Annotated in this window: 19 protein-coding genes; 7 read left to right on the top strand and 12 right to left on the bottom strand. The window is 54.0% G+C overall.

Annotation, left to right across the window (positions count from 1 at the left end):
* Nucleotides 1-114: 114 nt before the first annotated feature.
* The 6 genes from pcnB (at nucleotide 115) to NCTC9997_RS02135 (ending at nucleotide 6,238) form a co-directional block, all read left to right on the top strand.
* Complete coding sequence (gene pcnB / locus NCTC9997_RS02160; protein WP_218185595.1) at nucleotides 115-1,545, top strand: polynucleotide adenylyltransferase PcnB; 1,431 nt, start codon at nucleotides 115-117, stop codon at nucleotides 1,543-1,545.
* Nucleotides 1,542-2,030 (top strand): 2-amino-4-hydroxy-6-hydroxymethyldihydropteridine diphosphokinase, encoded by a 489-nt coding sequence (gene folK / locus NCTC9997_RS02155; RefSeq protein ID WP_010862568.1) that lies wholly within the window; start codon nucleotides 1,542-1,544, stop codon nucleotides 2,028-2,030. Before pcnB ends, folK begins: the two co-directional genes overlap by 4 nt.
* Nucleotides 2,031-2,119: 89 nt before the next feature.
* Nucleotides 2,120-2,914, top strand: coding sequence for a 3-methyl-2-oxobutanoate hydroxymethyltransferase (panB, locus tag NCTC9997_RS02150; RefSeq protein WP_010862569.1), 795 nt, complete (start codon nucleotides 2,120-2,122; stop codon nucleotides 2,912-2,914).
* A gap of 91 nt (nucleotides 2,915-3,005) precedes the next feature.
* Nucleotides 3,006-3,860, top strand: a complete 855-nt coding sequence (panC, locus tag NCTC9997_RS02145) for a pantoate--beta-alanine ligase (RefSeq protein ID WP_064977183.1) — start codon at nucleotides 3,006-3,008, stop codon at nucleotides 3,858-3,860.
* 148 nt (nucleotides 3,861-4,008) lie between these two features.
* The gene (gene panD / locus NCTC9997_RS02140; RefSeq protein WP_010862571.1) at nucleotides 4,009-4,389 is read left to right on the top strand and encodes an aspartate 1-decarboxylase; all 381 of its coding nucleotides are present in this window, start codon (nucleotides 4,009-4,011) and stop codon (nucleotides 4,387-4,389) included.
* Between the two features lie 442 nt (nucleotides 4,390-4,831).
* Complete coding sequence (locus NCTC9997_RS02135; protein WP_167550113.1) at nucleotides 4,832-6,238, top strand: GGDEF domain-containing protein; 1,407 nt, start codon at nucleotides 4,832-4,834, stop codon at nucleotides 6,236-6,238.
* A gap of 156 nt (nucleotides 6,239-6,394) precedes the next feature.
* On the opposite strand, the gene NCTC9997_RS02130 is transcribed toward NCTC9997_RS02135, so the two are convergent.
* Nucleotides 6,395-7,165 carry an ABC transporter permease gene (locus NCTC9997_RS02130; protein ID WP_039045939.1) on the bottom strand — a complete coding sequence of 257 codons (771 nt, stop codon included), beginning with the start codon at nucleotides 7,163-7,165 and terminating at the stop codon, nucleotides 6,395-6,397.
* Nucleotides 7,162-8,094 carry an ABC transporter ATP-binding protein gene (locus tag NCTC9997_RS02125; RefSeq protein ID WP_064977181.1) on the bottom strand — a complete coding sequence of 311 codons (933 nt, stop codon included), beginning with the start codon at nucleotides 8,092-8,094 and terminating at the stop codon, nucleotides 7,162-7,164. Before NCTC9997_RS02125 ends, NCTC9997_RS02130 begins: the two co-directional genes overlap by 4 nt.
* 128 nt (nucleotides 8,095-8,222) lie before the next feature.
* Between NCTC9997_RS02125 and can the strand changes: the two genes are divergently transcribed.
* A complete protein-coding gene (gene can, locus NCTC9997_RS02120; RefSeq protein WP_010862576.1) occupies nucleotides 8,223-8,897 on the top strand; it encodes a carbonate dehydratase in 675 nt (224 codons plus the stop codon).
* 110 nt (nucleotides 8,898-9,007) lie between these two features.
* Here the strand turns inward: can and hpt are convergent, their stop codons facing one another.
* The 10 genes from hpt to tolC form a co-directional block, all read right to left on the bottom strand.
* Nucleotides 9,008-9,538, bottom strand: coding sequence for a hypoxanthine phosphoribosyltransferase (gene hpt / locus NCTC9997_RS02115; RefSeq protein ID WP_010862577.1), 531 nt, complete (start codon nucleotides 9,536-9,538; stop codon nucleotides 9,008-9,010).
* A gap of 311 nt (nucleotides 9,539-9,849) precedes the next feature.
* Nucleotides 9,850-10,920 carry a porin OmpA gene (ompA, locus tag NCTC9997_RS02110; RefSeq protein ID WP_010862578.1) on the bottom strand — a complete coding sequence of 357 codons (1,071 nt, stop codon included), beginning with the start codon at nucleotides 10,918-10,920 and terminating at the stop codon, nucleotides 9,850-9,852.
* Between the two features lie 804 nt (nucleotides 10,921-11,724).
* A complete protein-coding gene (locus tag NCTC9997_RS02105; protein WP_064977180.1) occupies nucleotides 11,725-12,759 on the bottom strand; it encodes an ABC transporter ATP-binding protein in 1,035 nt (344 codons plus the stop codon).
* A 1-nt stretch (nucleotide 12,760) separates the two neighbouring features.
* The gene (locus tag NCTC9997_RS02100; RefSeq protein WP_064977179.1) at nucleotides 12,761-14,392 is read right to left on the bottom strand and encodes an ABC transporter permease; all 1,632 of its coding nucleotides are present in this window, start codon (nucleotides 14,390-14,392) and stop codon (nucleotides 12,761-12,763) included.
* Nucleotides 14,393-14,511: 119 nt separating this feature from the next.
* A complete protein-coding gene (locus NCTC9997_RS02095) occupies nucleotides 14,512-15,531 on the bottom strand; it encodes a Fe(3+) ABC transporter substrate-binding protein (RefSeq protein WP_010862581.1) in 1,020 nt (339 codons plus the stop codon).
* A gap of 261 nt (nucleotides 15,532-15,792) precedes the next feature.
* Nucleotides 15,793-17,529, bottom strand: a complete 1,737-nt coding sequence (gene cueO, locus NCTC9997_RS02090; RefSeq protein WP_064977178.1) for a multicopper oxidase CueO — start codon at nucleotides 17,527-17,529, stop codon at nucleotides 15,793-15,795.
* A gap of 485 nt (nucleotides 17,530-18,014) precedes the next feature.
* Nucleotides 18,015-18,377, bottom strand: a complete 363-nt coding sequence (locus NCTC9997_RS02085; protein ID WP_010862583.1) for a YacL family protein — start codon at nucleotides 18,375-18,377, stop codon at nucleotides 18,015-18,017.
* A 333-nt stretch (nucleotides 18,378-18,710) separates the two neighbouring features.
* Nucleotides 18,711-21,308, bottom strand: a complete 2,598-nt coding sequence (gene acnB, locus NCTC9997_RS02080; protein ID WP_064977177.1) for a bifunctional aconitate hydratase 2/2-methylisocitrate dehydratase — start codon at nucleotides 21,306-21,308, stop codon at nucleotides 18,711-18,713.
* Nucleotides 21,309-21,550: 242 nt separating this feature from the next.
* Nucleotides 21,551-23,815, bottom strand: a complete 2,265-nt coding sequence (locus NCTC9997_RS02075) for a patatin-like phospholipase family protein (RefSeq protein WP_039046514.1) — start codon at nucleotides 23,813-23,815, stop codon at nucleotides 21,551-21,553.
* A 373-nt stretch (nucleotides 23,816-24,188) separates the two neighbouring features.
* Entirely contained in the window at nucleotides 24,189-25,526 is a 1,338-nt protein-coding gene (gene tolC, locus NCTC9997_RS02070; RefSeq protein WP_064977176.1) for an outer membrane channel protein TolC, read from the bottom strand.
* Between the last annotated feature and the right edge of the window lie 147 nt (nucleotides 25,527-25,673).

The following is a 25,673-nucleotide window of genomic DNA, read 5'->3' as shown; positions in this document are numbered from 1 at the left end:
GCCATGATCGCGGCCTGTACGGTTTTTTGCGTTGCCGCAGCACGGAGAGATCAGTTGCTCCCACCAGAGCGTGGAGCCGATCCGGTGCGCGGTATAACCCTTGTGAGGTGTACCATTTTTACACGCGTAGCCAATTTCTGTCGTAAAGTGCTCGGACAGTCAGACACTCCGACGGCTGAGACCCCAGCCACCCAGACAGGTCCTATCATTATTCCGCGCGAGCACCACGGAATCTCCCGCAAAGACATCAGTGAAAACGCGCTGAAGGTATTGTATCGCCTGCATAAAGCCGGTTACGAAGCCTATCTGGTTGGCGGCGGAGTGCGCGATCTGCTGCTCGGCAAACATCCAAAAGATTTTGACGTTTCCACCAATGCCACCCCTGAACAAGTCCGTCGCCTGTTCCGAAACTGCCGACTGGTTGGCCGCCGTTTCCGGCTGGCTCACGTGCTGTTTGGCGAAGAGGTGATCGAAGTGGCGACCTTCCGCGGCCATCATAGCCACGAAGAAGCGGAAGACGATCTGCAACCGCAGCAATCCACCCAATCCGATGGCGGTATGCTGCTGCGCGACAACGTGTACGGCAACATTGATGAAGATGCGCAGCGCCGCGACTTTACCGTCAACGGCCTGTACTACAACATCGCCGATTTCAGTATTCGTGACTACGCCAACGGCGTGGAAGACTTGCACAATCGCGTCCTGCGCTTGATTGGCGATCCGCAAACTCGCTATCGCGAAGATCCGGTGCGGATGCTGCGCGCGATCCGCTTTGCGGTCAAACTCGAGATGACGCTGACCCCAGAAACGGCCGATCCGATTCCAGAACTGGCCTACCTGCTGCACAGCATTCCGCCGGCACGCCTGTTTGAAGAATCCCTCAAGCTGCTGCAAGCCGGTTATGGTCTGCAAACCTACAAATTGCTGCGCCAATACAACCTGTTCCAGCAACTGTTCCCGACCATCGCCGCCGGTTTCACCCAGCATGAAGACAGCCAGCTAGAGCGAATGCTGGAGCGCGTGCTGCACAATACCGATGTGCGCATTCAAGAAGGTAAGCGTGTTAACCCAGCCTTCTTATTCGCGACCATGCTGTGGTACCCACTGGCTGAGCGCGCGCACGAAATTGCGCACGAAAGCGGCCTGACTTACTACGATGCTTTCATGCTGGCCATGAATGACATTTTGGATGAGCAGTGCAAAACACTGGCCATTCCGCGCCGGTTGACCACCTTGATCCGTGATATCTGGATGCTGCAACTGCGTCTGCCACGCCGTCAGGGTAAAAAAGCGCTGCGCTTGCTGGAGCATCCGAAATTCCGCGCCGGTTTTGATTTGCTGGAGCTGCGCGCCGGCCTAGAAGGTCGCGAATTGCAAACCCTGGTGCAGTGGTGGGCCGATTTCCAAGCCAGCAACGGCGATCAGCGCAATGATCTGATGCGCGATCTGGGCCGTGAAGGCGGTAACAGCAGCGATAAACCGCGTCGTCCACGTCGTCCGCATTTCCGTCGCCGTCGTCCGGCCGCGAAAAAGGCCGCCGAATGATCCGTACCTACATCGCGATCGGCAGTAATTTAGTCGAGCCGGTGCAACAAGCGCGCGCGGCGATCCGCGCGTTAGCTGCGCTACCAGACAGTCGTCTGGTAGCGGTCTCTGGGCTGTATCGCAGCAAACCGATGGGGCCGCAAGATCAGCCGGATTACATCAATGCCGTGGCGGCGCTGGATACCACGCTGACGCCACTAGCACTGCTGGACGCCACGCAGCAAATTGAGTTACAACAAGGCCGGGTACGCAAAGCCGAACGTTGGGGCCCACGTACTTTGGATCTGGATATTTTACTGTACGGTGATCAGCAGATAGATCACCCCAACTTGATCATTCCCCATTACGGCATGCGCACGCGTGAGTTTGTGCTCTATCCGTTGGCGGAAATCGCCCCCGCGTTGGTGTTGCCAGATGGCAGCACGCTGCAACACTGGGTCAGTCAGGTGGCAAGGAATAATCTGGAGCGCTGGCAGGACGCCTAATTTGACGCCGCCAGCGTCAACCCCATGCCCATACACATGCGCATGAGAAACTTGAACAATGATGTTCACACAACAGAAGAAGGGTCTGCATGAGTAAGATCACACTCACCCACCTGCGTCAGTGGAAGCAGGAAGGGCGCAAGTTCGCTTCCATTACCGCTTATGATGCCAGCTTTGCCAAACTGTTCACCGAGCAAGGCGTCCCCGTGATGCTGGTCGGCGATTCACTCGGTATGGTGCTGCAAGGACAGGACGACACCCTGCCGGTCACCGTTGATGAGATTGCCTACCATACCCGCTGCGTACGGCGCGGCGCGCCAGAGTGTCTGCTGCTGGCCGACATGCCGTTCATGAGTTACGCCACCCCCGAACAAGCCTGTCACAATGCCGCTCGCCTGATGCAAGCTGGTGCTAACATGGTCAAACTGGAAGGTGGTAGCTGGTTAAGTGACACTATTCGGATGTTGACCGAGCGCGCCGTACCGGTTTGTGCCCATTTAGGCCTCACCCCACAATCGGTCAACCTGATTGGTGGCTACAAGGTGCAAGGGCGCAATGCCGAAGCTGCCGAGCAAATCCTGCACGATGCATTAACCTTGCAACAAGCCGGTGCCCAAATGCTGGTACTGGAATGCGTTCCGGCCGCCTTGGCCGAAGAGATCACCCGCCGTTTGCTGATTCCGGTGATTGGGATCGGCGCCGGTGTCAGCACCGATGGCCAAATTCTGGTGATGCACGATGCGCTGGGGATTTCCGCCAACTACATGCCGAAATTCTCCAAAAACTATCTGGCTGAAACCGGTGATATCCGCCAAGCGATCCGCCAGTACGTCAGTGAAGTCGAGCAAAGTTTATTCCCCGCCGCCGAACACACCTTCAACTAAGATATCCCCGTTCGGACACATCGGGCTTAACACGCATAGGCTTCGGGGAGCATCAGGTTTCACGCCGCTCCCCGAGGTGAAGGAGTACAGCATGCTGATCATTGAAACGCCCCTGATTTTACGTCGTGAAATTCGCCGCCTAAAAAGTAGCGGCCAGCGCATTGCCTTCGTTCCGACCATGGGCAACTTGCACGACGGTCACCTGACCTTGATGCGCGAAGCGGCAGCGCGTGCCGATGTGGTGATTGCCAGCATCTTCGTCAATCCACTGCAATTTGATAATGCCAACGATCTGGCCAACTATCCGCGCACCCTCGAGCAAGACTGCGCCAAACTGCGCGCGGTTGGGGTTCACGCGGTGTTTACCCCCGATGCCAACGCCATTTACCCACGTGGGATGCACAATCAGGCGATTGTCGATGTCCCGGCCATTTCCAGCATTCTGGAAGGCGCTTGCCGTCCGGGACACTTTCGTGGTGTCGCAACCGTCGTCAGCACCCTGTTCCACTTAGTGCAACCGGATGTGGCCTGCTTCGGGCAAAAAGATTACCAACAGCTGGCGCTGATCCGGCAAATGGTGGCTGATCTGGCCTTTGATATTGAGATTGTCGGTGTGCCGACTGTGCGTGCGGCCGATGGCTTGGCTTTAAGCTCACGCAATGGCTACCTGAGCGCTGAAGAGCGAGCACAAGCACCCGCCTTGTATCGCGTGATGCAACAGATGGCCAGCGCACTGCAACAGCAGCCGATGGCCAGTGAGCAAATCATTGCGGACGGCAAAGAAGCGCTGGCCGCAGCCGGATTACGCGCCGATGAGCTCTTTATCCGCGATGCACACAGCTTGCAACCGCTGGATACGACTAGCCAACAGGCCGTATTACTGATGGCGGCATGGCTGGGCAAAGCGCGCCTGATCGACAATATGGTAGTAGACATTCACCCCTGATTAGGGAATAGTGTGCTGGTTAAAAGCTGTACGATAACGCGCCCTTTGCCGTCTCGTACAGTGCGGTACAGGGGCTGGCAAGTGCTGCCATCGCCTGTACTTCAACAAATTCAGTACAGCGAGTCAGTCGTACAAAGGATTGAAAGTTATGCAACGAACCATGCTGCGCGGCAAACTGCACCGGGTCACCGTAACCCAAGCCGATCTGCATTATGAAGGCTCCTGCGCCATCGATGTGGATTTTCTGGAGGCGGCCGGAATTTTAGAATATGAAGCCATTGATCTGTACAACGTGACCAATGGTGAGCGTTTCTCAACGTACGCGATTGCCGCCGAACGCGGCTCGAAAATCATCTCGGTCAACGGTGCCGCGGCGCATAAAGCCAGTGTCGGTGATTTGCTGATCATCTGCGCTTATGTGCAAGTCAGCGATGAAGAAGCACGTCGGCATAAGCCGATGGTCGCCTACTTCGATGAGCACAATAATCTGAAACGCCAAGCCCGCGCTATCCCCGTTCAGGTAGCCTAAGTGCCGCACTAAGCCCGATCTCCTACGCGTATCCGGTATTCCGGATGCGCGTCATCAATCTTGATACCGTACCATCTTCCCTTATTATGGCACCGCATGTAATTGCTTAATTATTGGTTAACTATTCACAACCATTTTATTACCGCCCGTGATCATCACCAACAAAAATCACAAAATAAAACCCCGTAAAATCACCACCATAAAGCGTTAATAGCCAGAATATAATCAATTAACACAATGAAACTATAAATAAGTGATATAAATTAAAGGAAAACTCTGAAACAGACGCTCTGTAATGTAAGATACCACTTTTGGGTTATCACCTTTATTATTTATGCACCGTCTAGCACGTTCTTCATGTCTGGCTCTGCTTGCCTGGGCGATCAGTTATATTGGCTTTGGCTACTTGAGCATACAGTTAACGGAGCTAGCACCCAAAAGCTTGGCACTGTTGTGGTTACCCGCCGGTATCGGTCTGTTGATGTATTGCCGCTACGGCAAGCGAGCCTTACCTTGGATTTTTTGCGCCTCCTTTGCCGTCAACGGGTATTACTCGCTGCTGAGCACCGATCAACAAATCCTGTATCTGCAATTTAATGTGCAAGATATTGGCTCATTGAGTGAAGGGCTGACCGAACTTGGCAATAGTCTCGTATCCAGCATACTGGCCAGTCTGATTGACTGTTTTGAGGCGTGGCTTGGCTTTCGGATCTGGCGTATTCCAGGCAAAATCTGGGCGCGTTGGAGCCAACTGATGTTGCTGCGTTTTACGTGGATGTGCTGTACCGTGCCTTTTATCAGCGCCGCGTTACAAGGCGTGGTATTCATCGCTCAACGTCGACAATTGATCACTTCAGATAGCGAACTCAACTGGCTGTGTTACATCCTCACCCAAGGCCTGAATAACACGCTGGGCATGTTTTTATTAGTACCTTTGCTGTACACCCTGATGCTGCAGCAGTTTCGCGGACTGCAGGTAAAATGGATACACTATGCCGGCTGGCTCATGTTGCCAATACCACTCTTGCTGGCTATTTATCATCCTATTTTCAGTGTGTTTATATTTATTTGCTCGGTGTGGCTGGTGCTGCAGTTTCGCTATCTGGGGGCTACCGCCTGCGTCTTTCTGCTCGGCTTGCAAGGGCTCACCTTGTCGTCACACAATCTGCTGTTTCATGCGCTATCATGTGATAATCACCGCTTAGCCTACTGGGCGATTTTGATTATTTCGATTGGTTTGCCTTTGCTGATGCTCGGCCAGATGCAAGAAGAGAACTTGGCAAACCGTACCTTGATGCAATGGCGTATTAACCATAAAACCCAAGCGCTTAAACATGCACTGCGCCGCACCGCCAAGCTGGCCAGTGAAGATCCGCTCACCCAACTCTATAACCGAGGCTGGGCACAAAAACACCTCGAAACGCTCTGGCCGCAATATCACGCGACAGCTGGAAAGTTATGCTTGCTGTTTATCGATATCGATCATTTCAAAAAAATTAACGACCGCTTTGGCCACCACAGTGGCGATCAAGTACTGACCGGCATTGCACGATTGCTGCGCGAACACACACCGGGAATTGGGATGATTGCCCGCTGGGGCGGTGAGGAGTTTATTATCGCGCTACACGATTATCCGTTGTCACAAGTCGAACGCCACGCCTCAGCACTGTGCCAGCAGATTGCTCGCCATTCGTTTGCTCACGGTGAGCAGGTAACGGTGAGTATTGGGATTGCGGCTAATCACGCGCAAGAGAGCCTGTCGTCAGCATTGAATCGCGCCGATCAGGCGATGTATCGCGCCAAACAGCAAGGACGCAATCAGGTCGTCAGTTGTCCGATGCTGGCTTAACGCAGCATCAGATACACCATCGCTGAGCACAAAAAATCCCGCCGCAGGCATGCCTGTCGGGCGGGATTGAAAAGGAAATATCCCCATCTTGGCAAGCTAACCGCATACAGCTTAAAGCTCGCCATGCATTGCACTAAATGAGTTACATTAGCGACATTAGCTGCGCAAACCCACGCCACGGGAAATCAGATGCCACGCAAAGGCATACAGCCCCAGCACGAACATCAGCAGCACGCCGAAGGTCATCGGTAAACCGACGTCGGAAATGCCGAGAAAGCCCTCACGAAAACCACTGATCATGTACACAATCGGGTTTAAGCGCGATACCCCTTGCCAGAACGGTGGCAGCAAGGTCAGGGAGTAAAAGACGCCGCCCAGATAGGTCAATGGGGTCAGTACAAAGGTTGGAATGATGCTGATGTCATCAAAGGTACGGGCATACACCGCGTTAATCAGGCCACCGAGCGCAAATACGATAGACGTCAGCAGTAACGTGGTTACCACCACCCACCAATGCTGCACTTCCAACGGAATGAAGAACAGTGACACCGCGGTCACCATGGCACCGACACACAAACCGCGCGCCACACCACCACCGACATAACCCCAGATAATCACATGAGTCGGCACCGGTGCCACCAGCAGCTCTTCCACGTTACGCTGAAACTTGGAGCTAAAAAACGACGAGGCTACGTTGGAATACGAGTTGGTGATCACCGACATCATGATCAGCCCCGGCACGATAAACTGCATGTAGGTAAACCCATGCATGTCGCCAATGCGCGAGCCAATCAAGTTGCCGAAAATCACAAAATAGAGCGACATGGTGATCACTGGCGGCACCAGCGTCTGCACCCAAATCCGCATAAAGCGGGTGATCTCTTTAATCCAGATACTTTGCAGCGCAACCCAATATAAACGCATCATGCCTGCTCTTCCTCTTCCTCTTGCTCACCGCGAACCAACGTGACAAACAGCTCTTCCAAGCGGTTGGCTTTATTACGCATACTCAGCACACGGATACCTTGCTGACTTAGCTGAGAGAAAATGCCGTTTAGCCCTTGCTCGCGCGCGACCACCACTTCCAATGTATTGGTATCCAAGAGCGTTGCCTGATAACCGGTCAGATTAGGGAGTGGGCTGTGCGGCGCCAGATCCAAGATAAAGGTCTCGTTCTCCAGCTTCGCCAGCAGCGATTTCATCGAAGTGTTTTCAATCAGCTCGCCACCTTGAATAATGCCGATATTACGGCACAGCATCTCGGCTTCTTCCAGATAGTGGGTCGTCAAAATGATGGTGGTGCCCAGCGCATTAAGCTCTTGCAGAAAACTCCACATCGAACGACGCAACTCGATGTCCACCCCTGCTGTAGGTTCATCCAGAATCAACAGTTTCGGCTCATGCATCAAAGCGCGCGCAATCATCAAGCGGCGTTTCATCCCGCCAGAGAGCATCCGTGCGCGGCTATCGCGCTTTTCCCATAAATCCAGTTGGGTCAGGTATTTTTCGGCGCGTACCAATGCCTCTTGGCGCGTGATGCCGTAATAACCGGCCTGATTCACCACTATCTGCAACACCGTTTCAAACGGGTTGAAATTAAATTCCTGCGGCACCAAACCTTGTTGACGTTTGGCATTAACCAGATCGGTATCGATATCATGACCAAACACACTCACCTTACCGGCCGTTTTGTTCACCAGCGAACTGATGATGCCGATGGTGGTCGATTTACCCGCGCCATTAGGGCCGAGTAAGGCATAAAAATCCCCAGCTTGCACTTGTAAATCAATGCCACGCAGTGCCTGCACCCCGTTGCTGTAGGTTTTGGTTAAGCCTTTTATTTCCAGCGCATACATATGCTCTGTGCTCCTGATTCACCGTGCGGTATTTGGTAACAGTTAACGTTTGTTTTTCCCGTCAGTTACCTTATATTGGCAAAGCTTTATTATACGCAAGACACGCTGACTTAACAGGGACGCCACCAATGCACAACATCGAACGCCTGATGCACAATAACCGGATCTGGTCCGAAAATATCAGCAACGAAGACCCGTCCTACTTTGAACGGTTGGCCCAGACCCAAAAGCCGCGTTATTTGTGGATTGGTTGCTCCGATAGCCGCGTGCCGGCCGAACGCCTAACCGGAATGGCACCGGGTGAACTGTTTGTGCACCGTAACGTGGCCAATCTGGTGATCCATACCGATCTTAACTGCCTGTCGGTCGTGCAATATGCCGTAGACGTGCTGCAAGTGGAACACATCATTATCTGCGGTCACTACAGCTGTGGTGGGGTACAAGCGGCGATCGATAACCCTGAACTGGGCCTTATCAACAACTGGCTGCTGCATATCCGCGATATTTGGTACAAGCATAGCCACCTGCTGGGCAAGATCCCGCATGATCAGCGCGGTGATATGTTAAGTGAACTGAACGTGATTGAGCAGGTGTATAACCTCGGTAACTCCACCATCATCCAATCGGCGTGGAAGCGCGATCAGAACGTGATGCTGCATGGCTGGGTTTACGGGATGCAAGACGGTCTGCTGCGCGATCTGAAAGTCAGCGCAACCAGCCGTGAGACGCTGGAGATGAATTATCGCAGCGCGATGGCGACCTTTATTCAGCAACACCAAGTGCTGCCGACCGAGCAAGAATAAAGCGCGCTTAAATCCCAGCGTAATAATCAATCAGCGCCCGTAGGCGCTGATTAGCAAACTGACATCAACAAACGAACATCAGCAAGCTGAAATTCCTGGCATTCGCAGACTTACTCTTGCGGAACCACTTTGCCGATGTACGACAGATTACGGTATTTTTGCGCATAATCGATGCCGTAACCCACCACAAACTCATCCGGGATGGTAAAGCCAACCCACTCCACCGGCACCTCAACTTCGCGGCGCTCTGGTTTATCCAGCAGCGTACAAATAGCCAAGGATTTCGGGCTACGCAGACTTAAAATCTCACGCACCTTGCTCAGGGTATAACCGGTATCAATGATGTCTTCGACGATCAGCACATCTTTACCGTTGATGTCATCATCCAGATCTTTCAGGATCCGCACATCACGGTTGCTGTTCATGCTGTTGCCATAGCTGGATGCAGTCATGAAGTCGACTTCTTGCGGCAGATCGATACTGCGCGCCAAATCCGCCATAAACATGAATGAGCCGCGCAGCAGGCCGATTAACACCAAGTCATTGCTACCCTGATAATGCGCCGTGATTTGGGCACCCAGTTCAGCAATCCGGTTTTTGACTTCCTGCTCGGAGATCATGACTTCAACGGTATGTTTCATTGATTTTATCCAGTTGATTTTCAATAACGTTATTGAGGTTGCCGCGCATGGTTCCACCGCGAGCAGTTCCACCGCAAGACAGTTCCGCCGCACGCCAACCGGTTTAAGAGCGTGACCGGGCTGACTGACGCCCCGTGCGGACACACAGCACGCCACTCCGGACCGCGCAAGTATACCAGAGACTCCGGTCGACTGCCGCTCTCGCACCTACCTCCCGTCCGGCACCATAAAAAAATCCCCGTCGGCCAAGGCCAGACGAGGATTTTTGGATTGATGATAACTGGTATTACACAGAGAGGCTCAACGTACGCTTATTGCGCCTGTTGTACGTCAACCACTTGCGCTTTAGTGCCTTGAACTTCGATGTCTACACGACGATCGGGTGCCAAGCAAGCAATCAGCGCGTTACGGTTATGGATCCCGTCACATTTAGTGCCGGTTACTGGATCCGCTTTACCGCGGCCTTCCACGCTAATCATGTTCGCTGGTGCGCCCAGTTGTTCCAGATAGTCGGCTACAGACTGCGCACGCTCTTTAGACAGCTTCATGTTGTAAGCGTCAGAGCCGATACGGTCAGTATAACCAATCACAATCATGCTCTGATTAGTCAGACCCATGTCACCGATTTGGCTATACAGTTTTTGCAGCGCTTGCTGACCTTCGGCCTTCAAGGTAGCTTTGTTGAAGTTGAACAGCACGTCAGAAGTCAGCGTGAAATGCTTGGTTTCCACTTCTGGCGCCGGAGCAGGGATTGGCGCTGGCACTGGCGCAGCTTCACCGAAGTGATACGCAACACCCAGGCTCAGCATACCGTTATCGGCTTTCATACCGGTATCGGACTCTTTACCCATTTTGCCCACCCACTGGTATTCCATACGGCCAGACCAGTGATCGTTAAAGGCATATTCGGCACCCAATGCCGCCACTGGCGCTACACCGTACTTGTCACCGTTGTGATCAAAGTGGGTGTTATCCAGATTACGCATATCAGCACGATAGCCCATGATCCCCAGACGGGTATAGATATCCATGCTGTTGTTCCAAATTGGCAGCGGATAGCTCAGTTTACCGGTCAGTTGAATACCTTGGCTGCTGAAGCGGCCGTCGCCATCATGCAGGGTATGCACACGCATGTTACCCATGTAGTCATAACCCAATTCAGCAGCTAACCATGGATTAAACTGGTAGCCCCCGAAGATACCGCCACCCACGTTGTTTTTCTTGGTGTCGGTTACGGTCATGTTGCTGTCATCAGACAGGCTGTAGTACTGACTCCAACCCAGTTTGGCACCAGTATACCAAGTGCCAGATTGAGGAGCTGCTTGGGTAGATGCGGCGAATGCCATGCCGGCCAGAGCCAGAGCGATTACTGTTTTTTTCATTGCGCGCCTCGTTATCATTCTGAAGGCAAAAAATTGATTTATCAGGCCTGTTTTGCAGTTACACACATCACGCTAGTCACGTGACTCTGCCTGCCAAATAAACAATGCTTGCCTGAGTCTAAGTTCGCGGCGTGACCGACATAAAACACCACTCGCATCCCAAATACGATGGCTGTTTTAGGCAGCACGTCTTGATTAGGCAGTCTACTCAGCGCACTGGCTGATGCTAGCCTTACGCTGGCGCATTGCGTAAAAAAGTGTTTATTGCTCAATCAGTTCCATCCAGCTTAAAACCTCATTGGGATGAAAAAACTGATCACAGAAAGATACCGTTACCCGCTAGAAACAACGCCACCGATGACGTACTGCGTAAGCCAATTGCGCTGCCACCTTACAACCGGTTACCGCCGTTCATGTTCGCTCACGGTTAGTTGCATCCCTAGATGTAAAGGGCGGTGAAAACGGTAACAGAATATGTCGAACAGAATCGGTCAAATCCACCGATTAAGCGCCTATATTTGGTTACGTTCGCGCATAAATAATCATCAATTTTCTTGGCTAAAAATGGTCTAACTTAATCGCCAGAGCTGTGCTTTTTTCCCTGCGTTCTCCTCAAGACAGCCAAGGCCAAGAGAACAGAGATCTGCAAGCAGGAAAACTTAGAAGGGAAAAGCAAGAAGAGAAGAAGAGAAGAAGAGAGAAGAGAAAACGAACCCGCACATGGCAACACAAGACGCCTCTTCCCGATTAACCTAAATTAACCGAAAAGAGACACTCTCTTGCGCCTACTGACTGACGGGCACCTTAACGAGCAAACAACACCGGCACTTGGCAATCTACCGCCAGATGCACACGCTCACCCGGCTGCAATGGCGTATTGGCGTGGATCATCAAACACACCCCCGCCAGCTCCACATGATAACAGCTGATGCTACCGAGGAACTGGCGACTGATCACCACCGCTTCACCGTTCGGATCGGCGCGCAGCTGCATCTGCTGCGGACGCAGCATCCACTCCACCTCACTGCCGGCAGCAAACGGCAATACTTCAGGGAAGGTAAAGCGCCCCAGTAGAGTATCCAGCGTCTGCTTATCCTCGCCCACCGTGGCCAGCAGATAATTGGCCGAGCCGAGGAAATCGGCCACAAAGCGACTGTGCGGCTGATGATACAGCGCCGACGGCTCACCGATTTGCGCAATGCGCCCTTCGTTCATCACCGCCATGCGCTCGGAAAAAGCAAAGGCCTCTTCTTTGCTGTGGGTAACGAAAATGGCCGCCACTCCACGATTTTTTAAGATCCGGCGGATCTCCTCAATCATGGCAAAACGCACCTGCGTATCGATGTTGGAAAACGGCTCATCCAGCAACAGCAACGCCGGCTTGCAGGCCAGCGCCCGCGCGATCGCCACCCGCTGCTGTTGGCCACCGGAGAGCTCGTGCGGGAAACGCTTTTCCAGCCCATCTAGCCGCACCAACGCCAGCATCTCCGCGATCGCCGCGCGGATCTGCGCTTTCGGTTGCCCATGCAAACCAAAGCCAACATTTTGCTCCACGGTTAAGTGCGGAAACAGCGCGTAGTCTTGAAAGATCATGCCCAGATGGCGGTGCTCTGGCGCAACCGTCATCCCTGCGCAGCTCATGCTGTCACCGGCAATCAAGATCTCGCCATCACTGAGCGGCAACAAGCCGGCAATCGCTTTGAGCAAGGTGGTTTTACCGCAACCACTGCTGCCAAGCAGACAGAGAATTTCATTCGGTGCCACATGCAGTGACAGATTTTGCAACACCGCCTTGCCTTCATAACGGCAGGTCAGGTCGGTAGCAGATAACGCATACATATCAGGACTTCCGCTGTAACGACAAGTTCAACCAAATCACCGGCAACAGACCCACCAGCACCAGTACCAGCGCCGGCAACGCCGCCAGCTCCAGCTGTTCATCGGAGGTAAAGGTAAAGACATGGGTGGCCAGCGTGTCAAAGTTAAATGGCCGCAGCAGTAAAGAGGCATTCAGCTCTTTCATGCTTTCGATAAACACCATCATTGCCGCGGTCAATAACCCGCGACGCAGCAACGGCAGATGCACCCGCCGCAACATCGACAGCGGACGGCTACCCAGTGTGCGACTGACCATATCCAGCGACGGCGACACCTTAGCCAAGGTGCTCTCCACCCCACCGACCGCCATCGCCGAGAAACGCACACTGTAGGCAAACACCAGCGCCAGCAACGAGCCACTGAACACCAACCCCGGCAGCGGCAACCCCAACGACTTAGCCAGTGCATTTAACCCGTGATCGGCGCCAGTCAGCGGGATCAGCAAACCAATCGCCAGCACAGTGCCCGGCACCGCATAGCCCAAAGAGGCCAAACGCATCGGCACGCTGCTGTAATTGCGTGGCTGTAAACGGTGATAAAAGTTCAGCAACAGCGCCACCAACAAGGTCAGACCGGATGCCAACAGAGACACACTCAGACTGTGCCAGCTGTAAGTTAAAAACTGCGCCGTCCACGACTGCTCAAAATAGAGCATCACCCAATACAACAATTTACCGATCGGCAAGCCAAACGCCAGCAGTACCAGCGTCCAGCAATACAGCTGCGCACCGGCAGAGCGCCAACCGTGCAGCGGCGTCAATTCATGCGCTTCACGCCCCATATGCTTTTGATAGACGCGCTGACGCCGCCGACTGTAGCGTTCTAAACTGACCAGCACAAACACCGCCAGCAGCATCAGCGCCGCGATTTTAGACGCCGCACTCAGATCGCCATAGCCCAGCCAAGTGTCATACACCGCAGTGGTTAAGGTCGGCACCGCAAAATAGGCCACGGTACCAAAATCGCCCAAGGTTTCCATCGCCACCAGCGATGCCCCCACGGCGATCGCCGGACGCGCCAGCGGCAAACACACCCGCCACAGTACCTGCCACGGCGAGGCACGCAACAAACGCGCCGATTGCAGCAATGTCGATGATTGCTCCATCAAGGCGGTACGGGTCAGCAAATAAATATACGGATAGAGCACCAGCGCCAAAATCAGGCAGGCGCCGCCTAAGGTGCGGATCGGAGGAAACCAGTAATCTTGCAGGGTCTGCCAGCCAAACAAGGCACGTAAACTGCCCTGCACCGGCCCGGAAAAGTCCAGCAAATCGGTATACAGATAGGCCACCAAATAACCGGGCAGCGCCAACGGCAAACAGAGCGCCCACTGCAACACTTTTTGGCCCGGAAAGCGGTACATCGCCATCAGCCAAGCTGCCGGTAAGCCGAGCAATAAGCTCAAGCCCACCGTGCCCGCCACCAGTAGCAGCGAATTGGTCAGATAACTGCTCAGTACGCTGTCCCACAGGTGACCAAACAGCTCACCGGAAGGCGATGACGCCTCAAAGAAAATGGCCGCAATCGGAACGACCAGCAAGAGCCCGCACAGCCATGCGGCAAGGCCCCAGCCCAGATTTTTCGGTTTACGCATGATACAACTTCATCATCAGGTCTGTGCCGGCGCAGCAACGACAACAGGGACAGCGGAGAAACTCTCCCTGTCCCTGTGCATCAATGTCTGCCTGTCGGTGTACAACACCGTCAATCGACTTACAGATCGAACTTCACTTCATCAATCAGCTGCAGAGCCTGATTGTAGTTATTGGCGATGGTCTCCAGCGGCAGTTTATCTGCTTTGAAAGTGCCCCATGACGCCACCAGCTCCGATGGTGCCACATCGGCTTTCACTGGGTATTCATAGTTCACTTCCGCGTACATGTGCTGCGCAGTATCGCCGCTCAGGAACTCCATCAGTTTGATTGCGTTATCTTTGTTTGGCGCATACTTGGTCAGCACCACACCACTGATGTTGACGTGCGTACCATCGGCCTGCTGGTTCGGGAAGTTAATGATCGCCGATTCAGCCCACGCCTTTTGCTTGTCATCTTCCAGCATCTTACCTAAGTAATAGCTGTTACCCAGCGCCAGATCGCACACACCTTCTTTAATGGCTTTCACCTGATCGCGATCGCCACCTTGTGGTTTTTGCGCCAAGTTAGCCTTCACGCCTTCCAGCCACGCACGGGTTTTTTCTACCCCTTGATGGGCAATCATCGACGCCACCAGCGAAACGTTATAGGCGTTTTTACCGGAGCGCACACACACTTTACCCTTGTACTTCGGATCGGCCAGATCCGCATAGGTAAAGCTCAGTGGCAAAGGACCTACACGATCTTTCGAGGAGTAAATGGCACGCGCACGCAGGGTCAGCGCAAACCAGCGGCCATCCGAGTCACGGTATTGCGCGGGGATATTTTTCTCCAGCACCGCATCTTGCAGTGGCTGCGCCAAACCGGCATTCACCACTTCCATCACGCGGCTGATATCCACGGTCAGCACCACGTCCGCAGGGCTCAACTCACCTTCACGCTTAAGGCGCTCCACCAAGCCTTTTTCGGCGTACACCATGTTGACCTTGATGCCGGTTTCTTTGGTGAACTCTTTGAGCATCGGCTCAATCAGATACGGTTGACGATAAGAATACACATTCACTTCATTGTCAGCGGCCAGCGCAGTGCCGGAAACCAAGGTGGCAGCCAGTAATGCCAGAGAGCTAAACGTACGCTTCATCTGTTCTTTTATCCCTATCGTTATGTGAGCTATCGTTGGAGTATGCTGACGCCGAAGGCGAATACGCCGTCTGACAGTCCGTTCAATTCAAGTAACACGAGTGATAACAACTATCATTTCGATTGATTATACGGATTCGCCGTCGCCTGTCATCCCCCTTTCCGGCTCTGCACATAAAAAAAACAGCCGGTCAGAAAACTACCGGCTGTTGCTCTCGCATTTATCACACTCACATCGCAGAGTTACTGGCTCATTGAGGCGTTAACCCACGGTAAAAGACAGCATCATGCCGGTATCTTCGTGCTCCAGCAGATGGCAATGCGCCATGTAAGGATGAGCTTGACCCGCCGGGAAGCGAAACTGCACCAAAATCTCGCTCTCATCGCCTTCGACACGCACGATATCCTTCCAGCCCTGACGATGCAGCGGCGGCGTCTGGCCGTTTTCGCGCAGAATGCGAAAACGACAGCCATGCACATGGAACGGATGCAGCATCATGTCGCCTTTACCGGAGATGATCCAGCGCTGCCACTGCCCCTGCGGGACATGAAATGCCGGAGTCGTCATCGAGAAAGTCTGGCCGTTGATCCGATTACCGTGCAGGATATCTGGCTTTGAGCTGGCCGCGTTCATATCATGCTGCCCAGCGGCCATGTCATGGCCAGCATGTTCGCCATGCGCCATGGTCGGCATACTCATCGCGCCCTCATCACTGACACTCTCACTCGCCGCCTTGCTAGACGCAGCGTGAGCAGGGCTAGCGCCGTGGCCGGCATGCGGATCACTGACCTTTTTCTCTGCACTGGCCGCCGGCGCACTCGGCATGCCGTGCATGGCATGCATAGCATGCCCGCCAGTCATCGAGCCCATCGCCGCTGGTCCGTATTTATCCATCAGCGCCTGCATCCCTAATCGGTCGAGCTCCGGATCCATACTCAGGTGCAAGGTTTGCGTCACCGCTGGCAATGGCGTCACTAACGCCGGTAATGCCACTAAGCTGGCCGGCAAATCGGTCACGCCCGTGTGTTCGCTCGGCTGGATTTGCAATACCGGTAGCGGCTTATCAAACGGCGCTAAGGTCATCCCCATCTGACCAACGGGCAGCAGCAGCAAGTCAAACGGCTTGCCGCTGTGAGTCGATACCAGCACTTCAAAACGCTCACCGGGTAGCAACTCTAGCTCTGGTACAGCAACCGGCGCGGCCAAAAAGCCGCCGTCACTGGCAATCACCTGTAACGGCTGACCGTCACTGCAGGCTAATTTCATGCTGCGCGCATTGGCGCCGTTTAACAACCGCAAACGCAGCCATCCCTTCGGTGCTCGATGCTGTGGGTACACCGCGCCATTGGTCAGCATCACGTCACCAAACCACCCGACCGCCGCACTCATCACATCCAGCTGATAATCTATCTGCCCATCGGCCTGCAAACGGCGATCTTGCAAGATCAGCGGAATGTCATCCACACCCCACTCTTTGGGTAGCGCCAACCGGCGGCTCTCGTCATCTTCCAGCAGTAATAAACCGGCCAGCCCCATGGCGACATGGCGTCCGGTCACTTGATGTGGATGCGGATGGAACCAACAGGTCGCCGCAGGCTGATCCAGCGTCAGCTGCGCCGTCCAGCTCGCTCCCGGAGCGATCATCTGATGTGGACCGCCATCTTGATCGCCGGGGATCTCCAGCCCGTGCCAGTGAATGGTGGTCGCTTCCGGTAGCTGATTAATCACCTTGATGGCGGTGCGCTGACCACGCTGTAGTTGTAGTGCTGGCCCCAGAAACGGGCCATTGATGCCCCACGTTGGGGTCGGTAATCCGGCATGCCAATAACTGATGCCGGTTTGTAAGGTCAGCGCCACCGGCTGCTCGGCATCGGCCACGACCAGCGGGGGGACAGGTAAAGCGCGCGAGGGAATGCCCAATTTGGCCCACACCATGCCACTCCAACTGCTGCTGAGACCCACGATAGAGGCCAGTTTTAGAAAGTCTCTGCGCTGCATAGCCGCTCCTGTTGTTTATCCACGGTTCACTCCGCGTTGCGTACATGCAGGCTAAAGCTTCCAGCAGGCGGAAGGTCAAGCAATATTTACAGCCACACTACAACTATGCCACAACTTGCTTATATTGCGGTTACGCGCCCAAGCGAAAGCTCACCAAGAAAAAGACAGAAGACAGAAGACAGAAGACAGAAGACAGAAGACAGAAGACAGAAGACAGAAGACAGAAGACAGAAGACAGAAGACAGAAGACAGCCTATTGAGGCCGAAAAAAGCCGCAAGGGAAAACGGTCAATTCCGTTCACCTTTGCGGCATCACATATCTCGTTCGGCTATACCCAAACGACTTGGAGTTGCAGGTAGGCGGCAAGTGAGTGAATCCCCATGAACATAGGCAAACTATGTGATTGGGGTGAACGAACGTAGCCAACACCGCTGCAGCTTCAAGTAGGAAGGGTATAAACTGGGCGCGTGCAGCGCCAGCCTAATTAGCGCTCCGTTAAAAACTGACGATAGGCCAGCAGCGCTTGCTCGAAATCCTCCAAGCCACACAGGCTCAGGCTCTCTTCATCATAGTACTGCAAATCATCTTCCAGCTGGTCACTGGAAAAATTCATCACATTGGCGCGCACCATCACCTCTTCACCGTCCATCAGCAACGTAAACTCACGCCCGACTAACTGCCATTGCCGCTCCGAGCCACGCACACTGTCGATACCGGCCAGCACAGTGGCAATTTTTTCTTGGTCACCAGCCACTTCATCATTCAACCAGCGCCCGACCGCTTCGTGCCCCATGGAAAACTCGGCTTTCACCGCGCCCATCAAATCACGTCGAAATTCATAATCCATACCGCCTCCGCACTTTGCTACTACTGCCGCGGTTGTTGCGGCGTTACCTCATGTCATATGCACTATCCTACCGCGCCCCACTGGCTGCGCCAACGCATCTCATAAAAAACCGGACATAACAAAACCCGTCATAGCCAAACCGGTGATAGCCAAGCCGTAGCGAAAAACCCGTGCCCTAAAAGACACGCCGAAAAAAGCCAAGCATAAAAAAACGGGAGACCGTATGGCCTCCCGTTATTAACGCGCTAAATTCACTGGCTACATTAACCCCATTAACCTCAGTGAACCCTGATTACTCCAGATTCAGCTTGGCTAACAGCAGCATCCGCTCACTTACACCGCCGTCTGGAAAATCACCGCATTGGCTTTTGCGGTATATTCCGGCAAATGGTTAAAGTTTAGGTAGCGATAGGTGTCTGCAGCAGTCGCATCCACTTCACGCATGGCCGCAAGATACTCATCGACACTCGGGATCCGCCCCAGTACCGCTGACAGTGCTGCCAGCTCGGCAGAAGCCAAGTAGACGTTCGCTCCGGTCCCCAAACGGTTCGGGAAGTTACGGGTTGAGGTCGACACCACGGTTGCCCCATCACGCACGCGCGCTTGGTTACCCATACACAGCGAGCAACCTGGGATCTCAATGCGTGCCCCAGAGCGGCCATACACGCCGTAGTAGCCCTCTTCGGTCAGCTGCGCAGCATCCATCTTGGTCGGCGGCGCAATCCACAAGCGGGTCGGGATCTGGCCTTTGAACTTGTCCAGCATCTTACCGGCGGCGCGGAAGTGACCGATGTTGGTCATGCACGAGCCGATGAACACCTCATCAATCTTGTCACCGGCTACGCTCGACAGCAGACGCGCATCATCCGGATCGTTCGGCGCGCACAAAATTGGCTCACGAATCGCGTTCAGATCGATGTCGATCACCGCACTGTACTCCGCATCGGCATCCGCCGACATCAGCTTCGGATCGGCCAACCAGGCTTCCATCCCCTGAATACGGCGCTCCAGCGTACGACGATCGCCATAACCTTCGGCAATCATCCACTTCAGCAGCACGATATTGGAGTTCAGGTACTCGATGATCGGCTCTTTATCCAGCTTGATGGTACAACCGGCGGCAGAGCGCTCGGCAGAGGCATCGGCCAGCTCAAAGGCTTGCTCCACTTTCAGCTGCGACAGCCCTTCGATCTCCAAAATCCGACCCGAGAAGATGTTCTTCTTGCCCTGTTTTTCCACCGTCAGCAGACCTTGCTGAATGGCATAATACGGGATGGCATGCACCAAATCGCGCAAGGTGATCCCCGGTTGCATCTCACCACGAAAACGCACCAGCACCGATTCAGGCATATCCAGCGGCATCACACCGGTCGCCGCAGCAAACGCCACCAGACCAGAGCCAGCAGGGAAAGAAATACCAATAGGGAAGCGGGTGTGCGAGTCACCGCCAGTCCCCACGGTATCCGGCAGCAACATGCGGTTCAACCAAGAGTGAATCACGCCATCGCCAGGACGCAGCGCCACACCGCCCCGATTCATGATGAAATCAGGCAGCGTATGGTGTGTTTGCACATCCACCGGCTTTGGATAGGCGGCGGTATGGCAGAATGACTGCATAGTCAGATCGGCGGAAAAACCCAAGCAAGCCAAGTCTTTCAGCTCATCGCGGGTCATCGGGCCGGTGGTATCTTGTGAACCCACCGAGGTCATCTTCGGCTCACAATAGGTTCCCGGACGTACGCCCGCCACGCCGCAGGCTTTACCCACCATCTTTTGCGCCAGCGTATAACCTTTACCGGTATCCGGCGCCGCCGCTGGGGTTTTAAACACGTCACTGGCCGGCAGACCTAGCGATTCGCGGGCTTTGGCAGTCAGGCCACGGCCGATAATCAGCGGAATACGGCCACCGGCACGCACTTCATCCAACAGCACATCAGTTTTCAGGCTAAAACGCGCCACCAGCTCGCCACTGTCGTGACGGCGGATCTCACCCAAATACGGGAAAATGTCGATCACATCGCCCATCTTGAGCAAGCTCACATCCACTTCGATCGGCAGTGCGCCCGCATCTTCCATGGTGTTAAAGAAAATCGGGGCAATTTTGCTGCCCAGCACCACACCGCCGCCCCGCTTGTTCGGCACAAACGGAATATCGTCGCCCATGAACCACAGCACGGAGTTGGTGGCCGATTTACGTGAAGAGCCGGTACCGACCACATCGCCCACATAGGCCAAAGGGAAACCTTTTTGTTTTAACGCGTCCAGCTGCTTGATCGGGCCAATGCTGCCGGGCTGATCAGGGTCAATTCCATCACGTGGGTTTTTCAGCATCGCCAAGGCGTGCAGAGGGATATCTGGGCGCGACCATGCATCAGGCGCAGGGGATAAATCATCGGTATTGGTTTCACCGCTGACTTTAAATACGGTAACGGTCATCTTGTCGGCCACCGCCGGGCGCGACAGATACCACTCAGCTTCAGCCCATGAACGGATCACCTGACGCGCGAAATCATTGCCGGCTTTGGCTTTGTCTTCCACGTCATAGAAGCTGTCGAACATCAGCAGGGTTTGCGACAGGGCTTTGGCCGCAATCGGCGCCAAACGCGCATCATCGAGCAGATCAATCAATGGCTGGATGTTGTAACCACCTTGCATGGTACCCAGCAGTTCCGTGGCATATTCTGCGCTGACAATCGGGGAATGCGCTTCACCACGCGCCACCGCCGCCAGAAAACCGGCCTTCACATAGGCCGCTTCATCCACACCCGGCGGAATACGATTGGCCAGCAGATCAAGCAAAAACGCTTCCTCACCCACTGGCGGGGCTTTCAGCAATTCGACCAAAGCCGCAGCCTGTGCGGCATCCAGGGGTTTGGCTACCACACCTTCGGCAGCGCGCTCAGCTACGTGTTGACGGTACGCTTCTAGCACGACGAATTCCTCTTCTTTGTATGTCCTGATTGTCGGAGCTTGCCGGATTGCCGACGCCCCTGTCCTTGTCTGTTCGCGTATCACTTTTTGGGTTACAGAAAGTCCCTTCTCGGAGCCTCAGACTAGCAGAATTCCGCCTGAACTTAAAACAAATGTTACACAGTTGTTGTGTTCAATAACGGCATAGCCGATTGCCTCCTTTCAGCTCACGTTTGCCGGTAAAACCGCAACCTCAGTGAGACTTACAATGAGCGACCAATCGTGAAATAGACCGCATGGTGTCCGCCTTCGGCTTGCCCATAGGCAAAATAAATCGGCCCAATCGGGGAGTCGATCCCGGTGAACACGCTACTGGCCCACACCGGCTCCTGATAGGCCCGATCAAACAGCGAGCTGGACTTATCCCACACCCGACCATGCTCCACTGACATACCAAAATAAAGCGGCGCGCGGAACAGACCAAAATCGTTATCACGCCAGCGATACTGATAAATCAGTGCGCCAAACGTGGCGTATTGGCCAGAGAGCTGATTGTGTTCAAAGCCGGATAAGCGCAAGAAGCCGCCCATGTCTTTTGGTCGCAACAATCCGGCTAACGGATCGTCGGAGATCAACGCACCACCAGAGAACTTGCCGATCAGGGCATGTCGTCCCCAACCGGTGGCCGTCACCAGATCCATATTGACATCGGTAAATGCGGTGCGTGAATAGAAGGTCTCATCGCCCCCTTGGGTATGCAAACGTGATTGCAGGTAGGCCAGATCCAAGTCCATCTTCACCCCACTGCGCGGGAAGGCGATGTTATCCAAGGTATCGTAGTTCACCCCCAGATACGGACCGACGTTTTGCCCTTCCAATCCCGCTTGTTTGAAGATTTGCGGGGTGATCTTGCCATCGACGTAACGCATCCCCAGTAGCGTCTGTTGCCACGGTAATGGCTGCCAGCCGAACGCCACTTCGCCCCAGTTCACCGCATAACGGTTCACCAGCACATTGTTACTGTCAGAGGCAAAATAGAGGTTGCGATCAAAGCGGTCGACTTGCGCGCGCCAATAGGTGAAATAGCGCTGATTCGGCACGATAGGCGCATATAATTCAGCCTTGAACCACTTATCTGAACCAAGCACCCCTTCCAAGCGCGCTTCCGCACCATAACGGCTCAGGCCAGTAAAGGTGGCTCCGCCGCCTAGCTGAATACTGGTATTGCCCGACAGGGTGTCTTCCAAGGCAAAACGAAAATCTAAGTAGTTCGGCCCCCACGTTTTCTCGCGCACCTTCACCACCAGCACTTGACGCACCCCGCGTTTTTCTAGCTGGTAATCCACCCGTTCAAAATTTCCCAGCGCATGCAGACGCCGCACCCGCGCTTCCATCTCGGCATCGCTTAAGCTCATGCCCGGGGTTAAAGCCAGTTTGCTGCGGATCAGGTGTTCATCAAAGCGGCTTTGGTTGACGATGACGATATCATCAATCTTGGTGCCCGATTGCAGATACGTCAGGTGTTTACGCAGCGCTTGCTTGCGTTTTTGGTACGCGGCGTACACTTCCGGGCTAGCACTGTAACGGGCCAGATCGCGCTCGGCGCCGCGCGCTGAATTCTCACCGCGCGCGATAATCTCCGGCATGCGATCGAAGGCGGCCATCGACATATCACTGACATTCGGGCGTAGCAACACATCGCGTTTACCCAGCAGCGCTGCCTGCTCGGCGGTATTCTTGCGCACCATAAAGGTCGACAACTGGTTCATGATCGACAAGGCATTATCCAGCTGATCGGCTTTTGCCAAATCGGCACCGATATCAACGGCAATCACCACATCGGCGCCCATCGCCCGTGCCACGCTGACCGGCAGGTTATTGACCACCCCGCCATCCACCAGCAGATGCCCTTCATAGCGCACCGGTGGCAATGCTCCCGGCACCGACATACTGGCTTGCATCACGGTCGGCAGGTGACCGTGCGCCATCACCACTTCGGTCACCGACTCGATATCGGTCGCCACCGCGCGATACGGGATTGGTAAGCGGTCAAAGTCATTGATCACCGGCAGATTTTTTACCGAATCGCGCAGCAAGACCGCCATCGACTGGCCTTGCACCAAGCCTTTAGGCGATTTCAGGGTCAGCCCATCAAAACCGATATTTGGCCGCAGCTGGAACACATCTTCGCGCTGCTTGCTACGAATCGGGCGCTCCGAGCGATCCACCTTATCGACAAAGCCTTGCCGCCAGTCAATGCGCTGCACCAGCACTTCAATTTCATCCGCGCTCATGCCCATGGCATAGAGGCCAGCGATATAAGCGCCAAAGCTGGTACCGGCAATGTAATCGATGGGGATCTGCAGCCGCTCTAGCTCACGCAGCACGCCAATATGCGCCGCGCCGCGAGCCCCGCCGCCGGATAACACCACGCCAATGGTTTCTCGAGCCAATAAAGGTGCCGACCACACCCACAGCAGCCCCAGCACCGCCACAAAACCGGTAACACGCCTTAACGCTTGTAACATGAGAAAATCCGTTTCCAATCTAAAAGTGAGCACTGCTTCGCCTCTCATCAGCGCAGTAAAAACCCAGCAAAGCGCTCACCAAGAGATGCGAGAGAGATAAAGTGTCATTCACGGTTCGTTCAAAGCCGTAACACGCCACAGGTCACCGACGACACCAGCATGACGGCCGAGTACTAGCATAACTTAGCTATACCATAACTTATCGCAAGCATAACCGCGCTGTATAAAAATTATCCATCCCCAACGAAAAATGCCAATAAAAAATGCCAGCCTGCTAGCAATAACAGACTGGCACTCATTTACCGAGAATGTACCGAGAAGTATCCGGTTAACGTCAGTACACCGGCCTGTAAACACGCCGGTTAACGCTAACTTACTGGATAGACTCTTCTGGGATAATTGGCGATGGCGTGTTCAGTACTTTGTTCAGTACCAGAATGTTGTTTTCATTCAACACACCGACCGCGCCCTGCAGATTCAGGGTGTTAATCAGGTAATCGTAACGGGCATTCGCCAGCTGACGGTTGGTGTTATACAGGCTACGGGTGCTGTTCAACACGTCAACGATGGTACGAGTACCCACTTCATAGCCCGCTTCGGTGGCATCCAAGGCACTCTTGGCAGAGACCACGGCTTGCTCGTTCGCTTTAATGGAGCTGATGGACGCCACAATGTTGTTGTGCGCTGCACGAACGTTTTTCTGGATCTCACGGTACGCTTGCTCCAGCGCTTCGCTTGAGCTGATAAAACCGTATTCGGCCTGACGTACTTCAGAGCTGGTGCGGCCACCGCTGTAGATAGGGATAGACAGCACCACGCCCACCGAGGTCGAATCACCGTTAGCGGATGGTGTTGGGCCTGATGTCACGTTGGTATCGGACACACCCACGGAGCCTTGCAATCCTAAGGTCGGCAGGTGACCGGAAGACGCCAAACGCACACCTTCACGTGACAGCTCTTGACCCAAACGGGCAGACATCAAGTTCAAGTTCTTGGCATCGGCTTCTTTCATCAGCTGATCAATTTTCAGCGGCATATCGGTGCTGAACTGCTTGGTATCCAGAATGTTGATCTGGCTTGGCAGGTTACCGGTGATTTCACGCAGGTTTTCCAGACTGTTGTCCAGATCGTTTTGCGCGGTGATCTGGCTCGCACGCACTTGGTCGTACTGAGCCTGTGCATCTTGCACGTCAGTGATCGCTACCAAACCCACGTCGAAACGCTGTTTAGTCTGCTCTAACTGGCGGAATACGGCTTTTTTCTCGGCCAGAATTACGGTCAGATTATCCTGCGCACGCAGCACACCGAAATAGGCATTCGCCACACGTAAAATCAGATTCTGCTGTGCTGCAGAGTAATTCACTTCGGCTTGGCTAGCACGTTTCTCAGACTGAGTCAGACGTACCCAATTGGCGCGGTCATATAAAGACTGAGTCAGGTTCAATTTAGCGGCGGTCTGATTCTGCTCATTCACCGTGTTGAAATTGCTGCGGCTGTAATCAGCAGTACCGGTAGCATTCAATTGTGGTAACAGACTGGCACGCGCCTGATTAATCTGCTCGACCACGCCATCACGGTCTGCCGCTGCTTTACGCAGCACCGGATCATTCGTTTTGGCTTGCTGGTAGATATCCAGTAAGGAATCTGCATAACTTGACATGCTGATACTACCGATGCTCAATCCGATCAGGATGGGCAGAATCTTCTTCATAGCTATTCCTTGTTCCAATAATTTTCTCTGACGCATTGTTGTATGATCAGTAACCGTCAAACTGCGCACTAGTGTATCAAAGTCTCTGCCGAGGAATAGGTTTTCCGTGCCATATTGATTAAAGATTTAGCGAAAAAAAAAGGAAAA

The sequence above is a fragment of the Plesiomonas shigelloides genome, from assembly GCF_900087055.1.
GTDB classification, from domain to species: Bacteria; Pseudomonadota; Gammaproteobacteria; order Enterobacterales; family CAMTGL01; genus Plesiomonas; species Plesiomonas shigelloides.
Note: the sequence above shows the minus strand (reverse complement) of the source record. Positions and strands in the feature narration are given on the sequence as shown.